Source organism: Bradyrhizobium sp. 191, from assembly GCF_023100985.1.
Classification (GTDB): domain Bacteria; phylum Pseudomonadota; class Alphaproteobacteria; order Rhizobiales; family Xanthobacteraceae; genus Bradyrhizobium; species Bradyrhizobium diversitatis.
Genome location: NZ_CP064692.1, coordinates 6,552,687 through 6,569,960, shown reverse-complemented (window position 1 = coordinate 6,569,960; position 17,274 = coordinate 6,552,687). Strand labels below are relative to the sequence as shown.

Sequence of the window (17,274 nt, the reverse complement as noted above, 5' to 3'; positions counted from 1 at the left end):
CGTATAATTTGATCGATCCGATCACCCTTGTCCCAGACCAGCTCCATCCCAACCTCCACCCCGTCTTCGTCGGCACCGCCGCATCGACGCGTCAGCCGAGCTCGGGCATTACTACGCCGATCCCGGCAACCGGTTCTGGCGCGCGATCCATGAGGCCGGATCACGCCGCGTCGCCATCAGTTCGTAGTCGCCGCGAATGCTGAAGAGGTGGGGTTACGCCTTGCATCAGCGATGGTCGAACGAGGGAATTTTTGAGTGGCTCACCCACGTCTAAGAGACGTCCTGCTCTCGCTCACGTCGGCCTCACCGATCTCTGCAAGACGTGCGTCTCGACAAGTCCACGCTCCGCGCCTATCCTGATGGCATGAACATCATTCGCCGCACGCTAGATATCGACGCCAACACCGACGTACGCTTGCGCGAGATGGCCGACGAGCGCGGGCAGGATGTCGCGGCCGTGTTCGCGGAAGCCATGGTGCTGCTCGATTCCGTGGTCGATATGGCGGGCCCCGACTTTGCCGAGGATCGCCGGCGGCTGGATGCTTTCCGCAGGAGCGGCGCCGCTGTGCCGCTCAACGAGGTGAAGGACTGGGTCGCGAGCTGGTGGGCGGCGAAGGAGCTGCCGCGACCGGTGGCGCACAGGAGTTGAACTCTCCACATGCACAAGCCTCATCCTGAGGAGACCGCGAAGCGGTCGTCTCGAAGGATGGTTGCAGGCGGGATACGGGCCTCCATGGTTCGAGACGGCGCTCCGCGCCTCCTCACCATGAGGGTCGAGGTCTGTGGTCGTCGATACTTCAAGACACGATGTTCTTCAGAAGCGGCTGGTCCTTTTTCACCGCGGCTGAACAATCTGCTTCCCAGGGGAAACGCCGATTGACGTCTTGCCAAACCACTTGAAGGCAGGGGAATTTCAGCCGCGATTTCCAGTAAAACCAGATCGCGGTGCCGAGGTATGCAGGATAGGCCCCGAATGGCACCTGCCAGAAGCCAAGCTTGTAACCGTCTTCCAGCATCTCGTTGCAGATATCGCCATCGACGAATTTATGTCCTGCCGCCACCCGATCGCGGATGAGGTTGATGATGGCTTGCGCGTTGCCGGCGTTTTGGCCGAAGATGATGAGTTCAGGGTGGCCATAGTTCAGAAACAGGCCGATTGAAAATGCGAACGGCGGATCGGCGTCGGCGATGCCGGTGATGTGGCAGCCGTGCTTGCGGACGTTACGCAGAATAGCCTCGTCGGCTTCGTGCTCGGGCTCCGGCCACTCGAACTGGTCTTGCATTCCGCGCCTTTGCATTCTCTAGGCCAACCTCTGAGGTCGGCAAGCTCCGCTCGAATACCGACGCAAATCTGGACAAGAAGCAAGTCGCTGGTTGCACCGAGAATGTCCAACAGCCCCCACCGCCTCCCCGACCAGCTCCGCCCCAACCTCCGCCTCGTCTTCGTCGGCACCGCCGCCTCGACGCGCTCGGCGGAGCTCGGGCACTACTACGCCCATCCCGGCAACCGCTTCTGGCGCGCGATCCATGAGGCCGGGATCACGCCGCGGCGCTATCAGCCGGGCGAGTTCGCCGCGTTGATCGATCTCGGCATCGGCTTCACCGATCTCTCCAAGACGGGCGCGGGGATGGATCACCAGATCGCGGCGGAGACGATCGACGTGCCGGGGTTCAGGGCGAAGATCGAAAAGTATCGGCCGCGGACGATTGCGTTCACGAGCAAGAAGGCGGCGAGCCTGTTTTACGGCAGGCCGTCAGCTGCGATTGCGCTGGGGCGGCAGCCGTTGGATGGAAGCTGGCCGGAGACGTTCGTGCTGCCCTCGCCGTCGGGTGCCGCATCCGGGCATTGGACAATCGAGCCGTGGCGCGAGCTGGCGGCGTGGATCGCCGCGTAGGTTCAGCGAACAATAGCGCGTCACATTCCGCTGTCGTCCCCGCGAACGCGGGAACCCATAACCCCAGGGAGTAGTTTGGCGGAGACTCGGCGTTTCGGTACTGCCACCAACCGCAATAGATAGATCTCGCGGTATGGGTCCCGGCGTTCGCCGGGACGACACCGTTGGTTTGGCGGCACGCGTATAAAAAGGAACGTTGTCGGAATCCGCGCAGCCCATTCGTCCTCTGGACCAGGCGCAACCACCCGGAGACCACACATGCCTCCCACCATCACCGCCTTCGCGAACTCGCCCGATCGCGGCCGCGGGCAGGCCCGCGACATGCGCATTCGCTGGGCGCTGGAAGAAGTCCGCCAGCCCTACGACGTTCGTCTCGTCTCGTTCGAAGAGATGAAGCAGCCGGCGCATCTTGCGCTGCATCCGTTCGGGCAGATCCCGACCTATGAGGACGGCGACCTCGCGCTGTTCGAGTCGGGCGCGATCGTGCTCCACATCGCCGAGCGTCATGCCGGGCTGTTGCCGCTTGATGCGAACGCGCGGAGCCGTGCGATCGCGTGGATGTTCGCCGCGCTGAACACGCTGGAGCCGCCGATCCTCGAACTCGGCATGGCCATGCTGGTCGAACGCGACAGGAGCTGGTATGCGGAGCGCTTGCCCATGCTGCAGGACCGCGTCCGTGTCAGGCTCGGCGAACTGTCCCGCCGCCTCGGCGGTGCCGACTGGCTCGACGGCGCGTTCAGCGCCGGCGATCTCCTGATGGTGACGGTGCTGCGCCGGCTGAATACATCTCGCCTGCTGGACGAACATCCTGCCATCGCCGCCTATGTCGTCCGCGGCGAGGCGCGGCCGGCGTTCAAGCGCGCGTTCGAGGCACAACTGGCGGTGTTCACCGCTGCGTCGCGTCCGTAATTCGTAGGGTGGGTTAGACGTGCGGCTGCGCGAAGCGCAGACCGTGCGGCGTAACCCACCACTTCTGTCGCCGTGGATGGAGAAGAGGTGGGTTACGCCACGGGACTGCGCTTCGCGCAGCCCGCGGCTAACCCACCCTACGAGAGCTGCGCCGCACGGCTACCATTGCGTCCGTCACCACACCCCTTCATGCTGGGCCCACCACGCCAGAGGAGCCCGCCGATGCTGACCCTCTACTCCTACCCGGAACTCTTCGGCGTCGCCGACAACAACGGCTACGGCCTCAAGGTCTATGCCTTCCTGAAGCTCGCGGGCGTGCCGTTCGTGCAGGAGCATGTCTTCGATGCCTCCGCCGCGCCGCGCGGGCAGCTGCCTTACATCGTCGACGACGGCGAGACCATCGGCGACAGCGAAACGATCATGGCGCATGTCGTCGCGAAATACCGGCTCGGCATCGATGCCGCGCTGTCGGCGGCGCAGCGCCGCACCAATCACCTGGTCACGCGCATGCTGGACGATCTCTACTGGGTGATGTCGTATTCGCGCTGGAAGGACGAGCGCTTCTATCCCGCGTTCCGCGACGGCTTCATCGCGCAGCATCGGCAGATCGACGCGGAAGGGTTCGAAAAGGCGAAGGCCTACAACGCGCAGCGCTATCACCACCAGGGCATCGGCCGCTACACACCCGAGCAGGCCTATGCGCGGGGGCTTGCCGATCTGCAGGTGCTGGCGGAGATTGTGCCGGCCGCGGGCTTCGTCCACGGCGCGGCGCCGACCAGCGTCGATGCCGGCATCTACGGTTTCATCGCCAACATCTATTTCGTTCCGATCCCGACCCCATTGAAGGCCTTCGTCGATACGCACGAAAATCTCGTCGCGCATTGCGAGCGGATTCACGGGATGGTCGAGAAATCGTAGGGTGGGTTAGCTTCGGGCGGCGCGAAGCGCTGTCCGAAGCGTAACCCACCGCTGTTCGTCTCCGGAGACGCCAAAGAGGTGGGTTACGCCCCGCGGATTCGCTTCGCGCATCCGCAGGGCCAACCCACCCTACGCGACCTCCCCTACCGCATCGTGATCGCGAGCCCGCTGAGATCCGCGTTCGCCATCAGCCCGACCTGGTGGCCCGTCAGCTCCAGCACCGCGCCCTTCTGGTTGGTCAGCACGATGGCGCGGGCGCCGCGGCCGACCGCGAGGCCGGCGCCGGCGGCGCCGTAGACGCCGGCGACGTCCGAGGGGCGGTTGATGTTGGAGACGCGCCCGCGCAGCACGGTTTTCGAGCCGCCGAACACGAGGCCGTAGTCGAGGCCGCCGGTGGAGAGCGCATAGGAGCGGCCGCGGAAGTTCAGCACGCCCGAGCCGCCGGAGCCGCCGATGATCCAGCCCGCCTTGTAGATCGTCAGCGTCACGAAGCCGCTGTCGGCCCGCGCGGCGGTCGAGAGGCCGGCCAGGGCGGCGATGGCGACCAGCGCGGCGCGAAGGGTGGATGCGAGCTTCATGGGTGTCTCCGGGGGCTATTTTTCAAGAGTGGATTCGAATCAGACGCGGCGAATGTATCCGATCGATCGCGGCGGCAACATGATGGGGCGGAGGATGTGGGTTGCGAGGTGCAGCAACACCCTCAACCGTCATCCCCCGCGCAGGCGGGCGATCCAGTATTCCAGAGGCCTGCGTTGGGAAGCTCACTCTCGCCACGTCCGCCGCGGCGTACTGGATGCCCCGGCCAAGCCGCAGCATGACAGCGGAGATTGGGGCCGCGCACCGACCTTCGCCAGCATGCCATAATGCCCCTGTATTGCCCGACGGAGCAAGCGAATGCTTCGCCTTTCACGAATTCTGGAAAACATCAATGATTTCCGTGCGGCGTCTACTGTGCATGGGGTTGTTTTCGCACTTTCGTTTTGCGAGGGTCCTCCCTCGCCACCGTCCATGTGTCCCGCGACCGTCCTTGAGGTGATCCCATGCCGATCCAGCACTTCGCGCCCCCGCCGCACGTCAAGGCGCCGCCGCTGTCCTTTGCGACGCGCGTCGGCGATCTCCTGTTCGTCTCGGGCATTCCCGGCTTCGACGCATCAGGCGAGCTGCCCGACGGCTTCGAGGCGCAGTTCGCCAACGTCGTCGTCAACATCCGCCGCGTGCTGGACGAGGCCGGCGCCACCTTCCGCGACCTCGTCAAGGTCAACGTGCTCCTGACCCGCGCCGGCGACGTTGCCGCCATGAACGCGCTCTATGCCGGCGCCTTCGGCCCGCCGCCCTATCCGGCGCGGACGACGTGCGTGGTGCAGGCGCTGCCCAGGCCGGAGATGCTGATCGAGATCGAGGCGGTGGCGTCACTGGCGAGGTGAGCGTGTGGCCTGCCGGGCACGCGGCCGAACCAAATGCGAGCGGAACGACTGACATGTCCGTGAGCGGCTGCGCCCCGGCTTGCAAAGATCCTGCTTTTACCGCACGAACTCTAAGATCCACTTTCCCACAGGAGATAGTTCATGCGTCGCGTTCTCGCCCTCTGTGCCGTTGCCGGCATCGCTTCGTCCGTGTTCGCCGTGCCGGCCTCGGCGGCGGTCGGCTATTACGTGATCCGCTGGGACAACACCGGCATCTGCCAGGTCTGGAACGAGGACCTGAAGTACAAGCCGTTCCAAATCGGCGCGTCGACCTACAAGGTCGTCAGCAAGCCGTTCCCGACCTTCCAGCAGGCTTCCGACCTCCAGATCAAATTGCGCTCCGAGCGGAAGTGCACGCTCTGAACGCGCTCACGACGGACCGGATTCGAAGGGCGGGTCGCGCGAGCGATCCGCCCTTTGCTTTGAACCTCGGCGCCAGGCGGAACTACTCACATCTTGTCCGGGGCGCTGGCTCAACCGCGTCCCGCGCACCCCTCCCGTCATTGCCGGGAGGCGCATCACGTCTTTCATTTTGAGGAGCTGATCATGCGTCGTATTTCCCTGCTGTGCGCTGCCGTCGGTCTTGCCGTCACCGCCTTCGCCGCCGCGAGCCCTGCCGAAGCCAGCTATCATCTGATCCGCTGGCAGGACAGCGGCTTCTGCCAGATCTGGGACGAGAGCATCCCGACCACGCCGTGGCCGGCCGGCTACCACCGCGCCAGCGCGAGCGTGCCGACCTTCATCGACGCCCTCGCCATGAAGGACGCAGCGCTCAAGAACGGCCAGTGCACCTGGTAACAATTCGATCGGCGAACGAAGAGCCGGGCAGGACGCCAGCGTCCTGCCCGGTTTTTTTCCACTCCGTAGCCCGGATGAGCGAAGCGATATCCGGGACGCGACTCGTTCTCCCGTCAGCCTTCCTCGGCACGCTCACCAAAGGCATCCCCACTTTCGCTCACCTCACCGGACCAATCCCCCGGGAGCAGCCCAGTCTGCACGTATCGGTGAAAGGACGAATGCGGCCAATCACCAACGCGCCGAACGTAGCCGTGCTTGACGGGATTGAAGTGAACGTAATCGATATGACGTGCAAAGTCGTCTTCGTTGCGGACCGTGTGCTCCCAGTATCGCCGCTGCCATAGCGCCAATTCTCCATTGGAGTGGCGGGCTATGTCGACACCGGCATGCAGCAGAGCACTGCTGAAGTGCCCCTTGATCCGACGCCACCGTCCTGCAAAATCAGAGTCGTCCAGCGGCAGTTTCATGACCGCATGCAGATGATCCGGAAGGATCACGATGGCGTCGAGCTCAAATGGTCGCTCGTTCCGAGCGGTTCGGAAGGCGTTGCGAAGAACATCGATGTTGTCAGTAAGGACGCTCGACCGACGGTCGAAAAGCGTCACTGTGAAAAAGTAAGTGCCGCCGGGAATGAAATTTCTGCGGTACAGAACCATGGCGAGACCTTCCCCGGATATCGCTTCGCTCATCCGGGCTACAGTCTAGCACATTGATACTCACGCGTCCTTGTGCGCGCCGGGATGGATCAGGAGATCGCGCGCGGCGGCGAGGTCGATGAAGCCTTGCGCGCTGCCGCCTTTGTCGGGATGCATGCCTTTGGCGGCGCGGCGATAGGCCTGGTTGATGTCCTCGCAGGTGAGCTGCACCGCGAGCGGGAGGCCGAGCACCTTGCGGGCGCGGTCCTCTCTGGACATCTGCTTCGGCATGGCGTTGCGGCGGCCGAAGCGCGGGGCGGAGAGATCGTGGACGACCTCGAGCACCACGCCGAGACGGCGCTGCGCCGCCAGCGTCACACTGTGATCGTCATTGTCGACGGCCTGGCGCAGCACCGGCAGCGCCTGCTCGGCGGCCTGGCGCAGCGTGACGTCGCTGCTCATCCGCGCGATCTCGGCGACGAGCCGGGCCGCCTCGGCCCAATCGGGCGCGTGCGCCGACCGCAGCCGTTCGAGAGCGAGTTTCCAGGAGTCCAGCCGTTCCATCATGCGCGCAACGTTTAGCAATCAGGATCAGTATGCCAAGGCCGCCGTTTCCGCCCTCTTAATTTCGAGTTAGCTTTTCGTGAAACTTCGAAAAGAAACCGGGAGGAATATGTCATGGCATTGCTCGCAAACCACATCGCCGTCGTCACGGGTGCCGGCTCCGGCATCGGCCGGGCGATCGCGGCTGGCTACGCGCGCGAGGGCGCACAGGTGGTGCTGCTCGACGTCAACGCCGAGACGGTGGCGGAGGCCGCGCAGGAGATCCGAACAGCGGGCGGCAAGGCCGAGAGCTTTCCGCTCGACGTTGTCAGGCGCGAGGACTGCTTTGCCTTGGCCAAGCAGGTCGACGCCAAGATCGGACAGGTCTCGATCCTCGTCAACAATGCCGGCATCACCCGCCGCAACGCCTTCACCGCCGAAACGGAGACGGTGGCGAAGGACTGGAACGACATCATCTCGCTCAACCTCAACGGCGTCTTCAACATGACGCAGGCGTTCCTCGCGCCCTTGCGCGCGAGCAAGGGCCGCATCGTCAACATCGGCTCGATCCAGTCCTTCATGCATCTGCGCACGCCGAGCTCGGCGGCCTACACGACCTCGAAGCACGGCGTGCTCGGCTTCACCAAGGCGCTCGCCGCCGAGCTCGGCAAGGAAGGCGTGCGCGTCAACGCGATCGGTCCCGGCTTCATCGAGACCAACATCAACGCCAATGTGCGCGCAACCAATCCGGCGCTGGTGCAGGCCTTCCTCGATCACACCCCGCTGGCGCGCACCGGCAAGCCCGAGGACATCGTCGGCCCCGCGATCTTCCTGGCGTCGGACCTGTCGGCCTATGTCACCGGAACGATCGTGATGGTGGACGGCGGGTACCGCACGGTGTGAGGGAGAACGCTTTCACCACATACACGGTGTCATCACCCGCCTTGTGCGCAATTGCGCACTGGAGCGGGTGATCCAGTATTCCAGAGACGCCAAACATCCCACGAGGGGCCGCGGCGTACTGGATCGTCCGCTTCCGCGGACGATGACACCGTACTTGTCGCGCGAGATAGGTCCGCATCGCGATGCATCCTGCGTCAATCGCGGCGGCTTCGCGGCATTCCCGGGGTCAATTGGTGGGTTCGCTCCCGATTAACCTTTCATTAACCAAACAGGACCACCGTGAAATTACGGCTTGGGGTCGTTGGTTCTCGATCCGCTTCCAATGATGGAAGCGGGCGTTGATCGGGGAGTGTGTTGATGACCACTGTACATGTCGCTGCGTCCGAACCGGGCGCGCAATTCCTAGCCCCTAATCAGATCGTTCCGATGCTGATCGGCGCCACGGTCGACGAGGTCGAGCGTGAGCTCGTGCTCCAGACGCTCGCACGCTGCGACGGAAACCGGACGCGTGCAGCGCGCGTGCTCGGCCTGTCGGTGCGCACGCTGCGCAACAAGATCAGGCTCTATGCCGCCTCCGGCATCGAGGTGCCTGCCTATCAGGACTGACGGGTGAGATCAGTCCGCCCGCGACGACGCGCTGCGCCGCGAGCGGCGCAGCTCGTGCCGCAGATGCACGCCGGCGATGACCGCAAGCGCGATCATCGCGACCGAGATGTTGATCAAGCCCGACACGGTGCGCGGGCAGAATTGCTGCTGTCGTCAAAGGCCGCTAAGTAGCTTGCTTCCGGTCAAGGGAGCAGTGGCGTGGCAGACGATCAGGGACGACGGCAGGGACCTCAGGGGCCGCGCGGGCGGCAAGGCGAGCCGGGGCGGCCCGGGCCGCAGGGCCATCCTGGCCGGCGTGGCCCGGACGGGGCGCGCGGCAAGCCCGGACCGCAGGGCAAGCCGGGGCCGGTCGGAAAGGCTGGCCCGCCCGGCAAACCCGGTCCGCAAGGCAGGCAGGGCGAAGCCGGCCCGCGCGGCACAGCCGGCGCACCGGGACCTGCCGGACCTCAGGGACCGGCGGGGCCGCAAGGCCCGCGCGGCGAACCGGGTCCGCCCGGCCAATTGCCGTCGATCGAGCAAGTACTGCCCTGGCTCGACCAGCTCTTCGACGCCTGGGACGAACGCCGCCGCCAGCGCGAGCGCGAAGCCGCTGAGCGCGAAGCGCTCGCGGCCGCCGTCCAGGAGCCAGACGAGACATTCGTCGATGACGAGAGCGATGACGGCGACGACCACAAGAAGAAAAAGAAAAAGAAGAAGCACGGCGACAAGGCCTAGCAGACGGGTCTATTTCGGCCGATCCTCGTCTTGCGGCAACATGCCCATACGCTCGAACTGCCAGCGCATCGCGCGATACCAGAGATAGCCGACCGCCGCGCCGCACACGGCGAGGATGACCATGCTCGCGCTCGAGAACGAGCCACTCCACCACATCATCCACGCAGTCCACAGCAGCGTGAAGGCGATGGCACCTGCTTTCAAGGGAAGAAGGGCGCGGCTCATGGTCGTGCTCCGGGCGGTCAAAACCCCGGCCGACACCATCGCAACCTGACGCAGCAGATACCGTGAGCCAGGTCACGGAGTGCGCCGTTCGAGCTCACGAACCGAAGCGCAGCCGCGAGCGCTCTTTCGCCTTTTCCGCCTCGACCTCGCGGTCGCGCGCCGGCGCATGGGTATGCAGCGACGTCAGGAGTTTTCGTGCGGCCTCCGCGACCTCCGCCACCGCACGCTCGAACGCCGCCTCGTTCGCCTGCGACGGCCTGTTGAAACCGGACAGTTTTCGCACGAACTGCAGCGCACTGGCATGGATCTCGTCCTCCGTCGCCGGCGGCTCGAAATTGAACAGCGTCTTGATGTTGCGGCACATGCACTCTCTCCCAACGTTTTCTTGAAGACGAAGGTCTGGGCCGAAATCCTACATCCGCCTTCGCGCTTCTGCGAAGTTCCATCGCGCCATGCCGATCAACTCCGTGGCTGCGCACCGCCACAAGCTGTCTCATCTCGCAACGCATCATGTGCGGCGCCCCGGCGCAGCGTATTATTTGAGCATGCATTGCGCCGACAGCTCGGGCTTAATTGCGGCGACGAGACGAATCGGCGCGCGGGACAATCGCGCGCCGGTGGCAACATACGCGATGAGGAGGATCGCATGCACAGGCTGGCACTGTGCGTCTGGCTGGCTGCAACGACAGTGCTCTCGAGCGCGGCGTTCGCGTTCGACAACGGCCAATACGACCACGTCCCGCCCGATATCCGCGCCTGGTTCAAGAGCGTGATCGCGCCGAACGGCGTGCCCTGTTGCGACATCTCCGATGGCCATCGCACCGAGTATGACGTGCGCGGCGGCGCCTATTGGGTGCCGATCGACGGACAATGGATGGAGGTGCCCGCGCGCGCCATCATCCGCGACCGCGGCAATCCGGTCGGCCAGGCCGTAGTGTGGTACGTCCACCATCGCGGCGCCATCATCATCAGTTGCTTCGTGCCGGCGGATGCAGTTTAGCGCGCCGGATTTCGTTGGCTGGGGGCGCCTGATCGGCTAGCTTGAGGACAAGCTGATACGGAGGCACGCCGTTGACCGATCTTAGCGCCGAAGACCTCGCCACCATCTACGCCAAGCCGACCCCGCGCGTGATCGCGAAAGCGCGGCCGGCGATCGATGCGCATGCGAGGAAGTTCATCGAGATGTCGCCGTTCTGCGTGCTCGCGACCTCGGGCGCGGACGGCAGCGTCGATGCCTCGCCGCGCGGCGGCGGCATCGGCTTCGTCCACGTCGCCGGTCCCAACCAGCTGTTGATGCCCGACCGCTCCGGCAACAACCGCATCGACAGTTTTCGGAACGTCGTCGAGGGCTCGGGCTTCGTGCAGCTGCTGTTCTTCGTGCCAGGGATCGACGAGACGCTGCGCGTCGGCGGACGCGGCACGCTGTCGGCCGATCCGGATCTGCTCGCCGCCATGGTGGAGTTCGGCAAGCCGCCCCGCGCGGTGCTGAACGTCGCGGTCAGCGAGGTCTATTTCCACTGCGGCAAGGCGTTGATGCGCTCGAAGCTGTGGTCATCCGAGAAGGTACAGCGATCGGTGATGCCGAGCATCATCGAGGTCATTCACGACCAGACGGGCTTGGGAGAACCGGAGAGCCAGGAGATCGTGGAGGCTCGGTACAAGACGCAGCTGTAGGCGAGCGACAATCGCGGTGTCGTCCCGGACAAGCGAAGCGCAGATCCGGGATCCATAGCCACAGGACATCGTTTGGCGAAGACTCGTCGTTCGGTACTGCTACTGGCGACGATCGATAGATTCCGCGGTATGGGTCCCTGCTTGCGCAGGGACGACACCGGGTGCGCGGCTGGCGCCGGAGCTTAATGCCCCTCGCCCTCGAGCCCGCCGACGTGCTTCTGGGTGTAGAGCTCGAGACCGATGCGACCAATCAGGTCGAGCTGGGTTTCGAGGAAGTCGATGTGGTGCTCCTCGTCGCTCATCAGCTTCTCAAACAGGTCACGCGTGACGTAGTCCTTGGCGCCGTGACAGTAGGTCGCCGCTTCCTGGTAAAGCGCACGCGCGCTCATCTCGGCGGCGAGATCGCATTCGATGATCTCCTTGACGTTCTGGCCGATGCGCAGGGGATCCAGCACCTGCATGTTCGGAAAGCCGTCGAGGAACAGGATACGCGCGGTGAGCTTGTCGGCATGCTCCATCTCCTCGATGGACTCCTTGCGCCAGACCTTGGCCATGTCCAAGAGGCCCCAATTGTCGAGGAAGCGGTAGTGCAGCCAGTACTGATTGATCGCAGTCAGCTCGTGACGCAGTGCCTTGTTGAGATAGTCGATGACCTTCGCGTCGCCCTGCATGGTTCACTCCAGCTTTGCAGTCCAAATCGGCCCTAACCGAGTTTAGAATGCTTCTAAATGAGTTTGCGCATGCCGGCAACCGGCTATGCGGACGCAGCCGGGGAAAAGGTCAGCTGAGGATGCGGAAGTTTTCAGCAGGCCGCGAGGGCGAATTGGGCGGGTTCGGCCGTCTCGTCATTGGCGGCGACGGTATGGCCATGGGGACAGCCGGCGCAGCAAGACTGGGCGCAGGGGCCAAGCGCTTCGTCGATGATGGTCTTGATGGTCCGGGCACAGCGGCCGCATTCGGCGCTGCAGCCGAGACATCCATAGACCTGCTTGGCATGGCGCACGGCGTCGTCGGAGTCGGCGACGGCGGCGCGGATGTCCTCATCGCTCAGCACGTTACAGGAACAAACGATCATGGAAGCGGCAGGCCCTTCGGTGATGCGCCATCATCGATATTTAACGGGCCGGCCGGATGCAAAAGGAAAAAGCGGTATTTGAAGCTATTCCAAACTGGCCCGGCAATCAGCCTAGAACGGCTCTAAAATCAGGTGTTGCGGTTGATCAAGCCTCTGGCGGAGCTAATCGCCGCCACCGCCTCCACCACCATCGCCGCCACCTCCGCAGTCCCCGCCATTGCTGCCGCCATCGCTGCTGGAACAGCTGCCGCCGTCGGTTGAATTCCCCGAACGGTCGCTGGAGAACCAGCTTCCCAACGACAAGCCGTCGCTTGTCCCCATGTAGGTGTCGGCGCCACTACCACCGCTATCACCGCCGGCCCCGACACGCGTGCGCCGCCGGCCCCGGTTCTGGAGGTGAGCGATCCAGCCGTAGCCGATCGCGAAGACGACCCCAGCAGCCATCAATGCATTGACCATCGCGTTGCCCATCATCGTCTCCTGATGAAACTGGGGGCCATGCCGGTTGGTCGTCTCCGGCAAAGATGCCGTTCATTGATCATTCAAACGAAATATGGAACCTTACGCTCCAAAGAGTTCCCGCGTGTGATAAGGTCGAGCGCATGAAGAAGTCGTTCCTGGCAGTCGCTGCCGTCCTCACTCTGGCCCTGACGGCCGGCACACCGGCCCATGCCCAGCGCGGTGTCGCAGCAGGCGTGGCGGCCGGGATCATCGGCGGCGCCATCGTCGGCGGTGCGCTGGCCTCTCCGTATTATTACGGACCAGGCCCCGGCTATTACGAACCGGGCTATTATCCGCCCCGCTACTACGCCCCCGGTCCGGGCTATGTCGCCGACGACTATTACGGCAACTGCGTCTGGCAGAAGCAGCGCTTCTGGGATGGCTATGCCTGGCGCGTCCGCCGCGTCAGAGTTTGTGGCTGAGGCGCGCTTAACCGGTTCACTACGGATGCGCCGTTCATCTCGGAGCCCGAAAAAGACCGCTTTTTCTCGTCACAGCTCCGTGTGCGTTTACCGTGGATTGACCATTTGCGCGCTTCCTAACCGCAAGGCCAAATTCCATCAGAGTGTGCGTGAACCTTTGAAACCCGGGCCGTCCCTTACAGGGGAAGTCCATCTCCCAGGAGAGCAAAGAGCATGAAGAAGACTTTGGTTGCTGCCCTCACGGTTGCGACGGTCGCCGGATCGCTGGTGACCGCCACCCCGCCCGCCAAGGCCGGTGACAACATTGGCGCCGGCATCGCGGCCGGCCTGATCGGCGGCGCGATCGTCGGCGGCGCCATCGCGTCGAGCCGACCGGCCTATGGTGGTCCCGTTTACGTGGCCGAGCCCGGCCCGCCGCCCCCGCCCTGCTACTGGCAGCGCCAGCGCTATTGGGACGGCTATGGCTGGGTCGTTCGCCCGGTTCGCGTCTGCTACTGATCTGATCGCACGGCGCTCACAAGCGCCGCGATCGAAGCCCGGCCGAGACCATCGGCCGGGCTTTTTCTTTGGTCCTGCGCTATCGCCCCGCCTGGATCGAGCGCAGCACCTCTTCGCTCGGCCAGCAATCGACCTTGAGGCCGGCCGACTTCTGATAGGCGCCGAGCGCTGCGCGCGTCTGCATGCCGGCCTTGCCGTCGATCTTGTCCTTGTAGAGCCCGATGCGCGTCAGCTCGCGCTGCATGGTCTCGACGTCTTTCGTGCGCAGCTGCTTCGAAGCCGACCACGGCGTTGCAAATGGCAGCGGGCTCGTCATCCGGTCGCTGAGATGGCCGACGAACAGCACGTAGAGGTCGGAGAAATTGTACTCCTTGATCACGAAGTAATTCTTCGTGGTCAGGAACGACGGGCCGTAGATGCCTTCGGGCTGGAGCAGCGAGGCCTGCTGCGCCTGCTCGGCGGCGCTGAGCCTCGCGCCACGCACCGGCACAAAACCTTCGCGAAGCCATTGACCGATCGGCTTCGTCACCTCCGGTACGCCCGTGGTGCAATCGACCTTCGCGGGCGCCTGCACCTCATAGGCCCAGCGGAGGCCACTCTGCCAGCCCTTGTTGACGAGCTGCTGCGCGGCGGAGGCCAGCGCATCCGGCACCGAGCGCCAGATGTCGATACGGCCGTCGCCGTCGAAATCGACGCCGTGCTTGTAATATTCCGAGGGCAGGAACTGCGTGAGCCCGGTGGCGCCGGCCCAGGACGAGCGCATGTCCTTGCGCGTCACCACGCCCTCGCCGAGAAGCTTGAGCGAGAGGATGAATTCGTTGCGATATTGATCCTTGCGCCGGCCGACATAAGCCTGTGTCGCCAGCACGCGCACGAGATCGTAGGGCAGCGCGTAGCGGCCGTAGTCGGTCTCGCGGCCCCAGATCGCCAGCATCACGGTCGCGGGCACGCCGGACTTGTTTTCGATCTCGCTCAGGACCGGGCGATATTTCTGCAGCAGCCGCTGCCCCTCGCCTGCGAGCCGCGCGATCGACGCCTCCTTGACGTAGTCGGCAGGCACCTGCACGAACTCGGCCTGCGACGGCGCGCCCGTCGCCGGCCGCCCCGGCAGGATCAGATCGGGCAGCTTGTAGTCGGGCTCGAGCCCGCGCGTCTCTCGCTCGAACGTCGCGCGCGAAACGCCGGTCTGTTGGGCTTCCGGCCACAGCGAGGCGATGAACTGCGTGAAGGCGGCGTCGGCAGCACGGGCGGACGACCAGCCGCAGGTGACCACGATCACCGCAGCGATGAGCGCCCGCCGCATCATGCCGCCATCACCGCGTCAGCTTCTTGTACTTCACGCGGTGCGGGATGATGCTGTCCTGGCCGAGCCGGCGCATCTTGTCCTTCTCGTAGTCCTGGAAATTGCCTTCGAACCATTCGACGTGGCTCTCGCCCTCGAACGCCAGGATGTGCGTCGCGATACGGTCGAGGAACCAGCGATCGTGGCTGATGATGACGGCGCAGCCGGCAAAGTCCTCCAGCGCCTCTTCCAGCGCGCGCAGCGTGTCGACGTCGAGGTCGTTGGTCGGCTCGTCGAGGAGCAGCACGTTGGCGCCGGACTTCAGCATCTTGGCGAGATGGACGCGATTGCGTTCACCGCCCGAGAGCGCGCCGACCTTCTTCTGCTGGTCCGCGCCCTTGAAGTTGAAGGCCGAGCAATAGCCGCGCGAATTGACTTCCTTCTTTCCGAGCAGGATCAATTCGTTGCCGCCGGAGATCTCCTCCCACACGGTCTTCTTGCCGTCGAGCGCATCGCGCGACTGGTCGACATAGCCGAGATGCACGGTCTCGCCGACCGTGATCGTGCCTGCGTCCGGCTTCTCCTGGCCGGTGATCATCCTGAACAGCGTGGTCTTGCCGGCGCCGTTGGGGCCGATCACGCCGACGATGCCGCCGGGCGGCAGCTTGAACGTGAGATTGTCGATCAGGAGGCGATCGCCAAAACCTTTGCTGAGGCCGTCGAAATCGACCACGTTGGCGCCGAGCCGCTCGGCGACCGGAATGATGATCTGCGCGGTCTGGGTCTGCTTCTCGCTCGCCTTCTTGAGCAGCTCCTCGTAGCGCTGATAGCGTGCCTTCGACTTGGCCTGGCGCGCCTTCGGCGAAGATGCGACCCATTCCTGCTCGCGGGCGAGCGTCTTCTGGTGTGCCGCGTCCTCGCGGCCCTCCTGCTCCAGGCGCTTCTGCTTCTGCACCAGCCAGGACGAGTAGTTGCCCTCGTAGGGAATGCCGCGGCCGCGATCGAGCTCGAGGATCCAGCCGGTGACGTTGTCGAGGAAGTAGCGGTCGTGGGTGACGATCAGGATCGCGCCGGGATAGTTGCGCAGGTGACCTTCCAGCCACGACACGGACTCGGCGTCGAGATGGTTGGTCGGTTCGTCCAGCAGCAGGAGTTCGGGCTGGTCGAGCAGCAGCTTGCATAGCGCGACGCGGCGGCGCTCGCCGCCGGAGAGCTTGGTCACGTCGGAGTCATCGGGCGGGCAGCGCAAGGCATCCATGGCCTGGTCGACCTTGCTGTCGAGATCCCACAGGCCCTGGGCCTCGATCTCGTCCTGGAGCTTGGTCATCTCGTCGGCGGTCTCGTCGGAATAGTTGACCGCGAGCTCGTTGTAACGGTCGAGGATCGCCTTCTGCTTGGCGACGCCCTGCATGACGTTCTCGCGCACGGACAGCTTGGGATCGAGCTGTGGCTCCTGTTCGAGATAGCCGACGCGGGCGCCCTCCGCGACCCAGGCCTCGCCGGTGTACTCCTTGTCGAGGCCAGCCATGATCTTGAGCAGCGTCGACTTGCCCGAGCCGTTGACGCCGAGCACGCCGATCTTGGCGTCGGGGTAGAAGCTCAGGTGGATGTTATCGAGCACCTTCCGGGTCGGGTAGCTCTTGGTCAGGCCCTGCATGAAATAGATGAACTGGCGCGCCATCGGTCCCGTGACACCTTCGATTTGAGGAAATTTTGCTTGCCGCCGATGTAACGATCCCGCCCCAAAAGGGCAATGTTTTCCGTCCGTTCACCACGGATGAATACGGAATGGACACCATCCCGACGCCAATCCGGACAATTGAAACTATCTTTTAATAAATCAGGCCGAAAGCTCGGTTTCGCGCGGAAACAGCGCCACCCGCCAGAATGAACGGGAGCACAGCGAGGCCGCATCATGGCTCTGATCGAGACGCATTCTCATCCTGTTCCGGCAGGAGCCGGCCACGTCTTCGGGTTCGTTTCGGAGGTCAAGGGCTTCTGGAAGCGCTTCTTCACCACCGCCTTCAATCCCTACCGGCCCGAACTGCACTACATGCGTGGACCCGGTCCCGCCTGGCGCGCCAAGCACGGCATGGATGCGCCGTTCCGCCTGAAATCCCGCGATCTCTGAGCCTCTCCTTCCTATCGGACTTTTGAAGTCGTCAGCTGCTTGCGCACAGGTGTGATTGCGCGCAACCATGGCCGGGCTCCCT

General features: G+C 64.3%; 26 protein-coding genes and 1 pseudogene. 16 read left to right on the top strand and 11 right to left on the bottom strand.

The genetic code is table 11. The features are described from left to right. Positions 1 to 8: 8 nt before the first annotated feature. Together IVB23_RS39495 and IVB23_RS30780 are read left to right on the top strand one after the other, a co-directional pair. Positions 9 to 180: pseudogene (locus IVB23_RS39495) on the top strand (uracil-DNA glycosylase family protein); the annotation flags it as partial. 142 nt (positions 181 to 322) lie between these two features. After that, the gene (locus IVB23_RS30780; RefSeq protein WP_247801092.1) at positions 323 to 649 is read left to right on the top strand and encodes a hypothetical protein; all 327 of its coding nucleotides are present in this window, start codon (positions 323 to 325) and stop codon (positions 647 to 649) included. A gap of 148 nt (positions 650 to 797) precedes the next feature. Here IVB23_RS30780 and IVB23_RS30775 read toward each other — a convergent pair whose 3' ends face one another. Beyond that, a complete protein-coding gene (locus IVB23_RS30775; RefSeq protein WP_247801091.1) occupies positions 798 to 1,283 on the bottom strand; it encodes a DUF4262 domain-containing protein in 486 nt (161 codons plus the stop codon). 102 nt (positions 1,284 to 1,385) lie between these two features. On the opposite strand from IVB23_RS30775, the gene IVB23_RS30770 reads away from it, so the two are divergent. From IVB23_RS30770 to IVB23_RS30760, 3 genes are all read left to right on the top strand, one after another. Next, a complete protein-coding gene (locus IVB23_RS30770) occupies positions 1,386 to 1,895 on the top strand; it encodes a mismatch-specific DNA-glycosylase (RefSeq protein ID WP_247801090.1) in 510 nt (169 codons plus the stop codon). Positions 1,896 to 2,153: 258 nt separating this feature from the next. Beyond that, complete coding sequence (locus IVB23_RS30765; protein WP_247801089.1) at positions 2,154 to 2,804, top strand: glutathione S-transferase family protein; 651 nt, start codon at positions 2,154 to 2,156, stop codon at positions 2,802 to 2,804. A 222-nt stretch (positions 2,805 to 3,026) separates the two neighbouring features. After that, positions 3,027 to 3,722, top strand: a complete 696-nt coding sequence (locus IVB23_RS30760; protein ID WP_247801088.1) for a glutathione S-transferase family protein — start codon at positions 3,027 to 3,029, stop codon at positions 3,720 to 3,722. A gap of 143 nt (positions 3,723 to 3,865) precedes the next feature. Here IVB23_RS30760 and IVB23_RS30755 read toward each other — a convergent pair whose 3' ends face one another. Then, positions 3,866 to 4,300, bottom strand: a complete 435-nt coding sequence (locus tag IVB23_RS30755; RefSeq protein ID WP_061879483.1) for a hypothetical protein — start codon at positions 4,298 to 4,300, stop codon at positions 3,866 to 3,868. Positions 4,301 to 4,762: 462 nt separating this feature from the next. Between IVB23_RS30755 and IVB23_RS30750 the strand changes: the two genes are divergently transcribed. The 3 genes from IVB23_RS30750 (at position 4,763) to IVB23_RS30740 (ending at position 5,983) form a co-directional block, all read left to right on the top strand. Continuing rightward, positions 4,763 to 5,146 (top strand): RidA family protein, encoded by a 384-nt coding sequence (locus tag IVB23_RS30750; RefSeq protein ID WP_061879482.1) that lies wholly within the window; start codon positions 4,763 to 4,765, stop codon positions 5,144 to 5,146. 141 nt (positions 5,147 to 5,287) lie between these two features. Further along, positions 5,288 to 5,548, top strand: coding sequence for a hypothetical protein (locus IVB23_RS30745; RefSeq protein WP_061879481.1), 261 nt, complete (start codon positions 5,288 to 5,290; stop codon positions 5,546 to 5,548). Between the two features lie 183 nt (positions 5,549 to 5,731). Further along, the gene (locus IVB23_RS30740) at positions 5,732 to 5,983 is read left to right on the top strand and encodes a hypothetical protein (RefSeq protein WP_061879480.1); all 252 of its coding nucleotides are present in this window, start codon (positions 5,732 to 5,734) and stop codon (positions 5,981 to 5,983) included. A gap of 113 nt (positions 5,984 to 6,096) precedes the next feature. On the opposite strand, the gene IVB23_RS30735 is transcribed toward IVB23_RS30740, so the two are convergent. Continuing rightward, positions 6,097 to 6,639, bottom strand: coding sequence for a transposase (locus IVB23_RS30735; protein ID WP_247801087.1), 543 nt, complete (start codon positions 6,637 to 6,639; stop codon positions 6,097 to 6,099). 60 nt (positions 6,640 to 6,699) lie between these two features. Next, on the bottom strand, positions 6,700 to 7,185 hold the full coding sequence (locus IVB23_RS30730) for a J domain-containing protein (protein ID WP_247801086.1): 486 nt from the start codon (positions 7,183 to 7,185) through the stop codon (positions 6,700 to 6,702). Between the two features lie 111 nt (positions 7,186 to 7,296). Here IVB23_RS30730 and IVB23_RS30725 point away from each other — a divergent pair, with 111 nt between their 5' ends. From IVB23_RS30725 to IVB23_RS30715, 3 genes are all read left to right on the top strand, one after another. Continuing rightward, the gene (locus tag IVB23_RS30725) at positions 7,297 to 8,064 is read left to right on the top strand and encodes an SDR family oxidoreductase (protein WP_061879478.1); all 768 of its coding nucleotides are present in this window, start codon (positions 7,297 to 7,299) and stop codon (positions 8,062 to 8,064) included. A gap of 357 nt (positions 8,065 to 8,421) precedes the next feature. Continuing rightward, entirely contained in the window at positions 8,422 to 8,670 is a 249-nt protein-coding gene (locus tag IVB23_RS30720) for a helix-turn-helix domain-containing protein (protein WP_061879477.1), read from the top strand. 198 nt (positions 8,671 to 8,868) lie between these two features. After that, on the top strand, positions 8,869 to 9,384 hold the full coding sequence (locus IVB23_RS30715; RefSeq protein ID WP_247801085.1) for a collagen-like protein: 516 nt from the start codon (positions 8,869 to 8,871) through the stop codon (positions 9,382 to 9,384). A gap of 9 nt (positions 9,385 to 9,393) precedes the next feature. On the opposite strand, the gene IVB23_RS30710 is transcribed toward IVB23_RS30715, so the two are convergent. Together IVB23_RS30710 and IVB23_RS30705 are read right to left on the bottom strand one after the other, a co-directional pair. Then, complete coding sequence (locus IVB23_RS30710; RefSeq protein WP_247801084.1) at positions 9,394 to 9,609, bottom strand: hypothetical protein; 216 nt, start codon at positions 9,607 to 9,609, stop codon at positions 9,394 to 9,396. A 94-nt stretch (positions 9,610 to 9,703) separates the two neighbouring features. Beyond that, complete coding sequence (locus IVB23_RS30705) at positions 9,704 to 9,973, bottom strand: DUF2277 domain-containing protein (RefSeq protein WP_028182409.1); 270 nt, start codon at positions 9,971 to 9,973, stop codon at positions 9,704 to 9,706. Positions 9,974 to 10,255: 282 nt separating this feature from the next. Here IVB23_RS30705 and IVB23_RS30700 point away from each other — a divergent pair, with 282 nt between their 5' ends. Further along, positions 10,256 to 10,609: a hypothetical protein gene (locus tag IVB23_RS30700; RefSeq protein WP_247801083.1), complete on the top strand. Its 354-nt coding sequence runs from the start codon at positions 10,256 to 10,258 to the stop codon at positions 10,607 to 10,609. Between the two features lie 71 nt (positions 10,610 to 10,680). Beyond that, positions 10,681 to 11,283, top strand: a complete 603-nt coding sequence (locus tag IVB23_RS30695; RefSeq protein WP_197968209.1) for an MSMEG_1061 family FMN-dependent PPOX-type flavoprotein — start codon at positions 10,681 to 10,683, stop codon at positions 11,281 to 11,283. A 182-nt stretch (positions 11,284 to 11,465) separates the two neighbouring features. Here IVB23_RS30695 and bfr read toward each other — a convergent pair whose 3' ends face one another. From bfr to IVB23_RS30680, 3 genes are all read right to left on the bottom strand, one after another. After that, positions 11,466 to 11,954 carry a bacterioferritin gene (bfr, locus tag IVB23_RS30690; RefSeq protein WP_024339472.1) on the bottom strand — a complete coding sequence of 163 codons (489 nt, stop codon included), beginning with the start codon at positions 11,952 to 11,954 and terminating at the stop codon, positions 11,466 to 11,468. Positions 11,955 to 12,085: 131 nt separating this feature from the next. Continuing rightward, positions 12,086 to 12,358 carry a (2Fe-2S)-binding protein gene (locus IVB23_RS30685; RefSeq protein ID WP_061879473.1) on the bottom strand — a complete coding sequence of 91 codons (273 nt, stop codon included), beginning with the start codon at positions 12,356 to 12,358 and terminating at the stop codon, positions 12,086 to 12,088. Between the two features lie 162 nt (positions 12,359 to 12,520). Next, on the bottom strand, positions 12,521 to 12,832 hold the full coding sequence (locus tag IVB23_RS30680; protein WP_247801082.1) for a hypothetical protein: 312 nt from the start codon (positions 12,830 to 12,832) through the stop codon (positions 12,521 to 12,523). A 128-nt stretch (positions 12,833 to 12,960) separates the two neighbouring features. Here IVB23_RS30680 and IVB23_RS30675 point away from each other — a divergent pair, with 128 nt between their 5' ends. Together IVB23_RS30675 and IVB23_RS30670 are read left to right on the top strand one after the other, a co-directional pair. Beyond that, positions 12,961 to 13,281 carry a hypothetical protein gene (locus IVB23_RS30675; RefSeq protein ID WP_197968211.1) on the top strand — a complete coding sequence of 107 codons (321 nt, stop codon included), beginning with the start codon at positions 12,961 to 12,963 and terminating at the stop codon, positions 13,279 to 13,281. A 213-nt stretch (positions 13,282 to 13,494) separates the two neighbouring features. Next, positions 13,495 to 13,779, top strand: coding sequence for a hypothetical protein (locus IVB23_RS30670; protein WP_028179902.1), 285 nt, complete (start codon positions 13,495 to 13,497; stop codon positions 13,777 to 13,779). Positions 13,780 to 13,858: 79 nt separating this feature from the next. On the opposite strand, the gene IVB23_RS30665 is transcribed toward IVB23_RS30670, so the two are convergent. Both IVB23_RS30665 and ettA read right to left on the bottom strand, forming a co-directional pair. Continuing rightward, positions 13,859 to 15,085: a lytic murein transglycosylase gene (locus tag IVB23_RS30665; protein WP_061879471.1), complete on the bottom strand. Its 1,227-nt coding sequence runs from the start codon at positions 15,083 to 15,085 to the stop codon at positions 13,859 to 13,861. Positions 15,086 to 15,092: 7 nt separating this feature from the next. Next, positions 15,093 to 16,742: an energy-dependent translational throttle protein EttA gene (gene ettA, locus IVB23_RS30660; RefSeq protein WP_197968213.1), complete on the bottom strand. Its 1,650-nt coding sequence runs from the start codon at positions 16,740 to 16,742 to the stop codon at positions 15,093 to 15,095. A gap of 234 nt (positions 16,743 to 16,976) precedes the next feature. Between ettA and IVB23_RS30655 the strand changes: the two genes are divergently transcribed. Further along, positions 16,977 to 17,192, top strand: coding sequence for a hypothetical protein (locus IVB23_RS30655; protein ID WP_061879469.1), 216 nt, complete (start codon positions 16,977 to 16,979; stop codon positions 17,190 to 17,192). The last annotated feature ends 82 nt before the right edge of the window (positions 17,193 to 17,274 follow it).

Bases quoted from the DNA above. Each gene is read 5' to 3' on its own strand.
- bfr (WP_024339472.1), bottom strand. From the start codon at position 11,954: ATGCAGGGCGACGCGAAGGTCATCGACTATCTCAACAAGGCACTGCGT.
- IVB23_RS30755 (WP_061879483.1), bottom strand. From the start codon at position 4,300: ATGAAGCTCGCATCCACCCTTCGCGCCGCGCTGGTCGCCATCGCCGCC.
- IVB23_RS30775 (WP_247801091.1), bottom strand. From the start codon at position 1,283: ATGCAAGACCAGTTCGAGTGGCCGGAGCCCGAGCACGAAGCCGACGAG.
- IVB23_RS30740 (WP_061879480.1), top strand. From the start codon at position 5,732: ATGCGTCGTATTTCCCTGCTGTGCGCTGCCGTCGGTCTTGCCGTCACC.
- IVB23_RS30665 (WP_061879471.1), bottom strand. From the start codon at position 15,085: ATGATGCGGCGGGCGCTCATCGCTGCGGTGATCGTGGTCACCTGCGGC.
- IVB23_RS30670 (WP_028179902.1), top strand. From the start codon at position 13,495: ATGAAGAAGACTTTGGTTGCTGCCCTCACGGTTGCGACGGTCGCCGGA.
- IVB23_RS30730 (WP_247801086.1), bottom strand. From the start codon at position 7,185: ATGATGGAACGGCTGGACTCCTGGAAACTCGCTCTCGAACGGCTGCGG.
- IVB23_RS30700 (WP_247801083.1), top strand. From the start codon at position 10,256: ATGCACAGGCTGGCACTGTGCGTCTGGCTGGCTGCAACGACAGTGCTC.
- IVB23_RS30770 (WP_247801090.1), top strand. From the start codon at position 1,386: ATGTCCAACAGCCCCCACCGCCTCCCCGACCAGCTCCGCCCCAACCTC.
- IVB23_RS30685 (WP_061879473.1), bottom strand. From the start codon at position 12,358: ATGATCGTTTGTTCCTGTAACGTGCTGAGCGATGAGGACATCCGCGCC.
- IVB23_RS30710 (WP_247801084.1), bottom strand. From the start codon at position 9,609: ATGAGCCGCGCCCTTCTTCCCTTGAAAGCAGGTGCCATCGCCTTCACG.
- IVB23_RS30760 (WP_247801088.1), top strand. From the start codon at position 3,027: ATGCTGACCCTCTACTCCTACCCGGAACTCTTCGGCGTCGCCGACAAC.
- IVB23_RS30725 (WP_061879478.1), top strand. From the start codon at position 7,297: ATGGCATTGCTCGCAAACCACATCGCCGTCGTCACGGGTGCCGGCTCC.
- IVB23_RS30745 (WP_061879481.1), top strand. From the start codon at position 5,288: ATGCGTCGCGTTCTCGCCCTCTGTGCCGTTGCCGGCATCGCTTCGTCC.
- IVB23_RS30720 (WP_061879477.1), top strand. From the start codon at position 8,422: ATGACCACTGTACATGTCGCTGCGTCCGAACCGGGCGCGCAATTCCTA.
- IVB23_RS30705 (WP_028182409.1), bottom strand. From the start codon at position 9,973: ATGTGCCGCAACATCAAGACGCTGTTCAATTTCGAGCCGCCGGCGACG.
- IVB23_RS30735 (WP_247801087.1), bottom strand. From the start codon at position 6,639: ATGGTTCTGTACCGCAGAAATTTCATTCCCGGCGGCACTTACTTTTTC.
- ettA (WP_197968213.1), bottom strand. From the start codon at position 16,742: ATGGCGCGCCAGTTCATCTATTTCATGCAGGGCCTGACCAAGAGCTAC.
- IVB23_RS30750 (WP_061879482.1), top strand. From the start codon at position 4,763: ATGCCGATCCAGCACTTCGCGCCCCCGCCGCACGTCAAGGCGCCGCCG.
- IVB23_RS30675 (WP_197968211.1), top strand. From the start codon at position 12,961: ATGAAGAAGTCGTTCCTGGCAGTCGCTGCCGTCCTCACTCTGGCCCTG.
- IVB23_RS30655 (WP_061879469.1), top strand. From the start codon at position 16,977: ATGGCTCTGATCGAGACGCATTCTCATCCTGTTCCGGCAGGAGCCGGC.
- IVB23_RS30680 (WP_247801082.1), bottom strand. From the start codon at position 12,832: ATGATGGGCAACGCGATGGTCAATGCATTGATGGCTGCTGGGGTCGTC.
- IVB23_RS30765 (WP_247801089.1), top strand. From the start codon at position 2,154: ATGCCTCCCACCATCACCGCCTTCGCGAACTCGCCCGATCGCGGCCGC.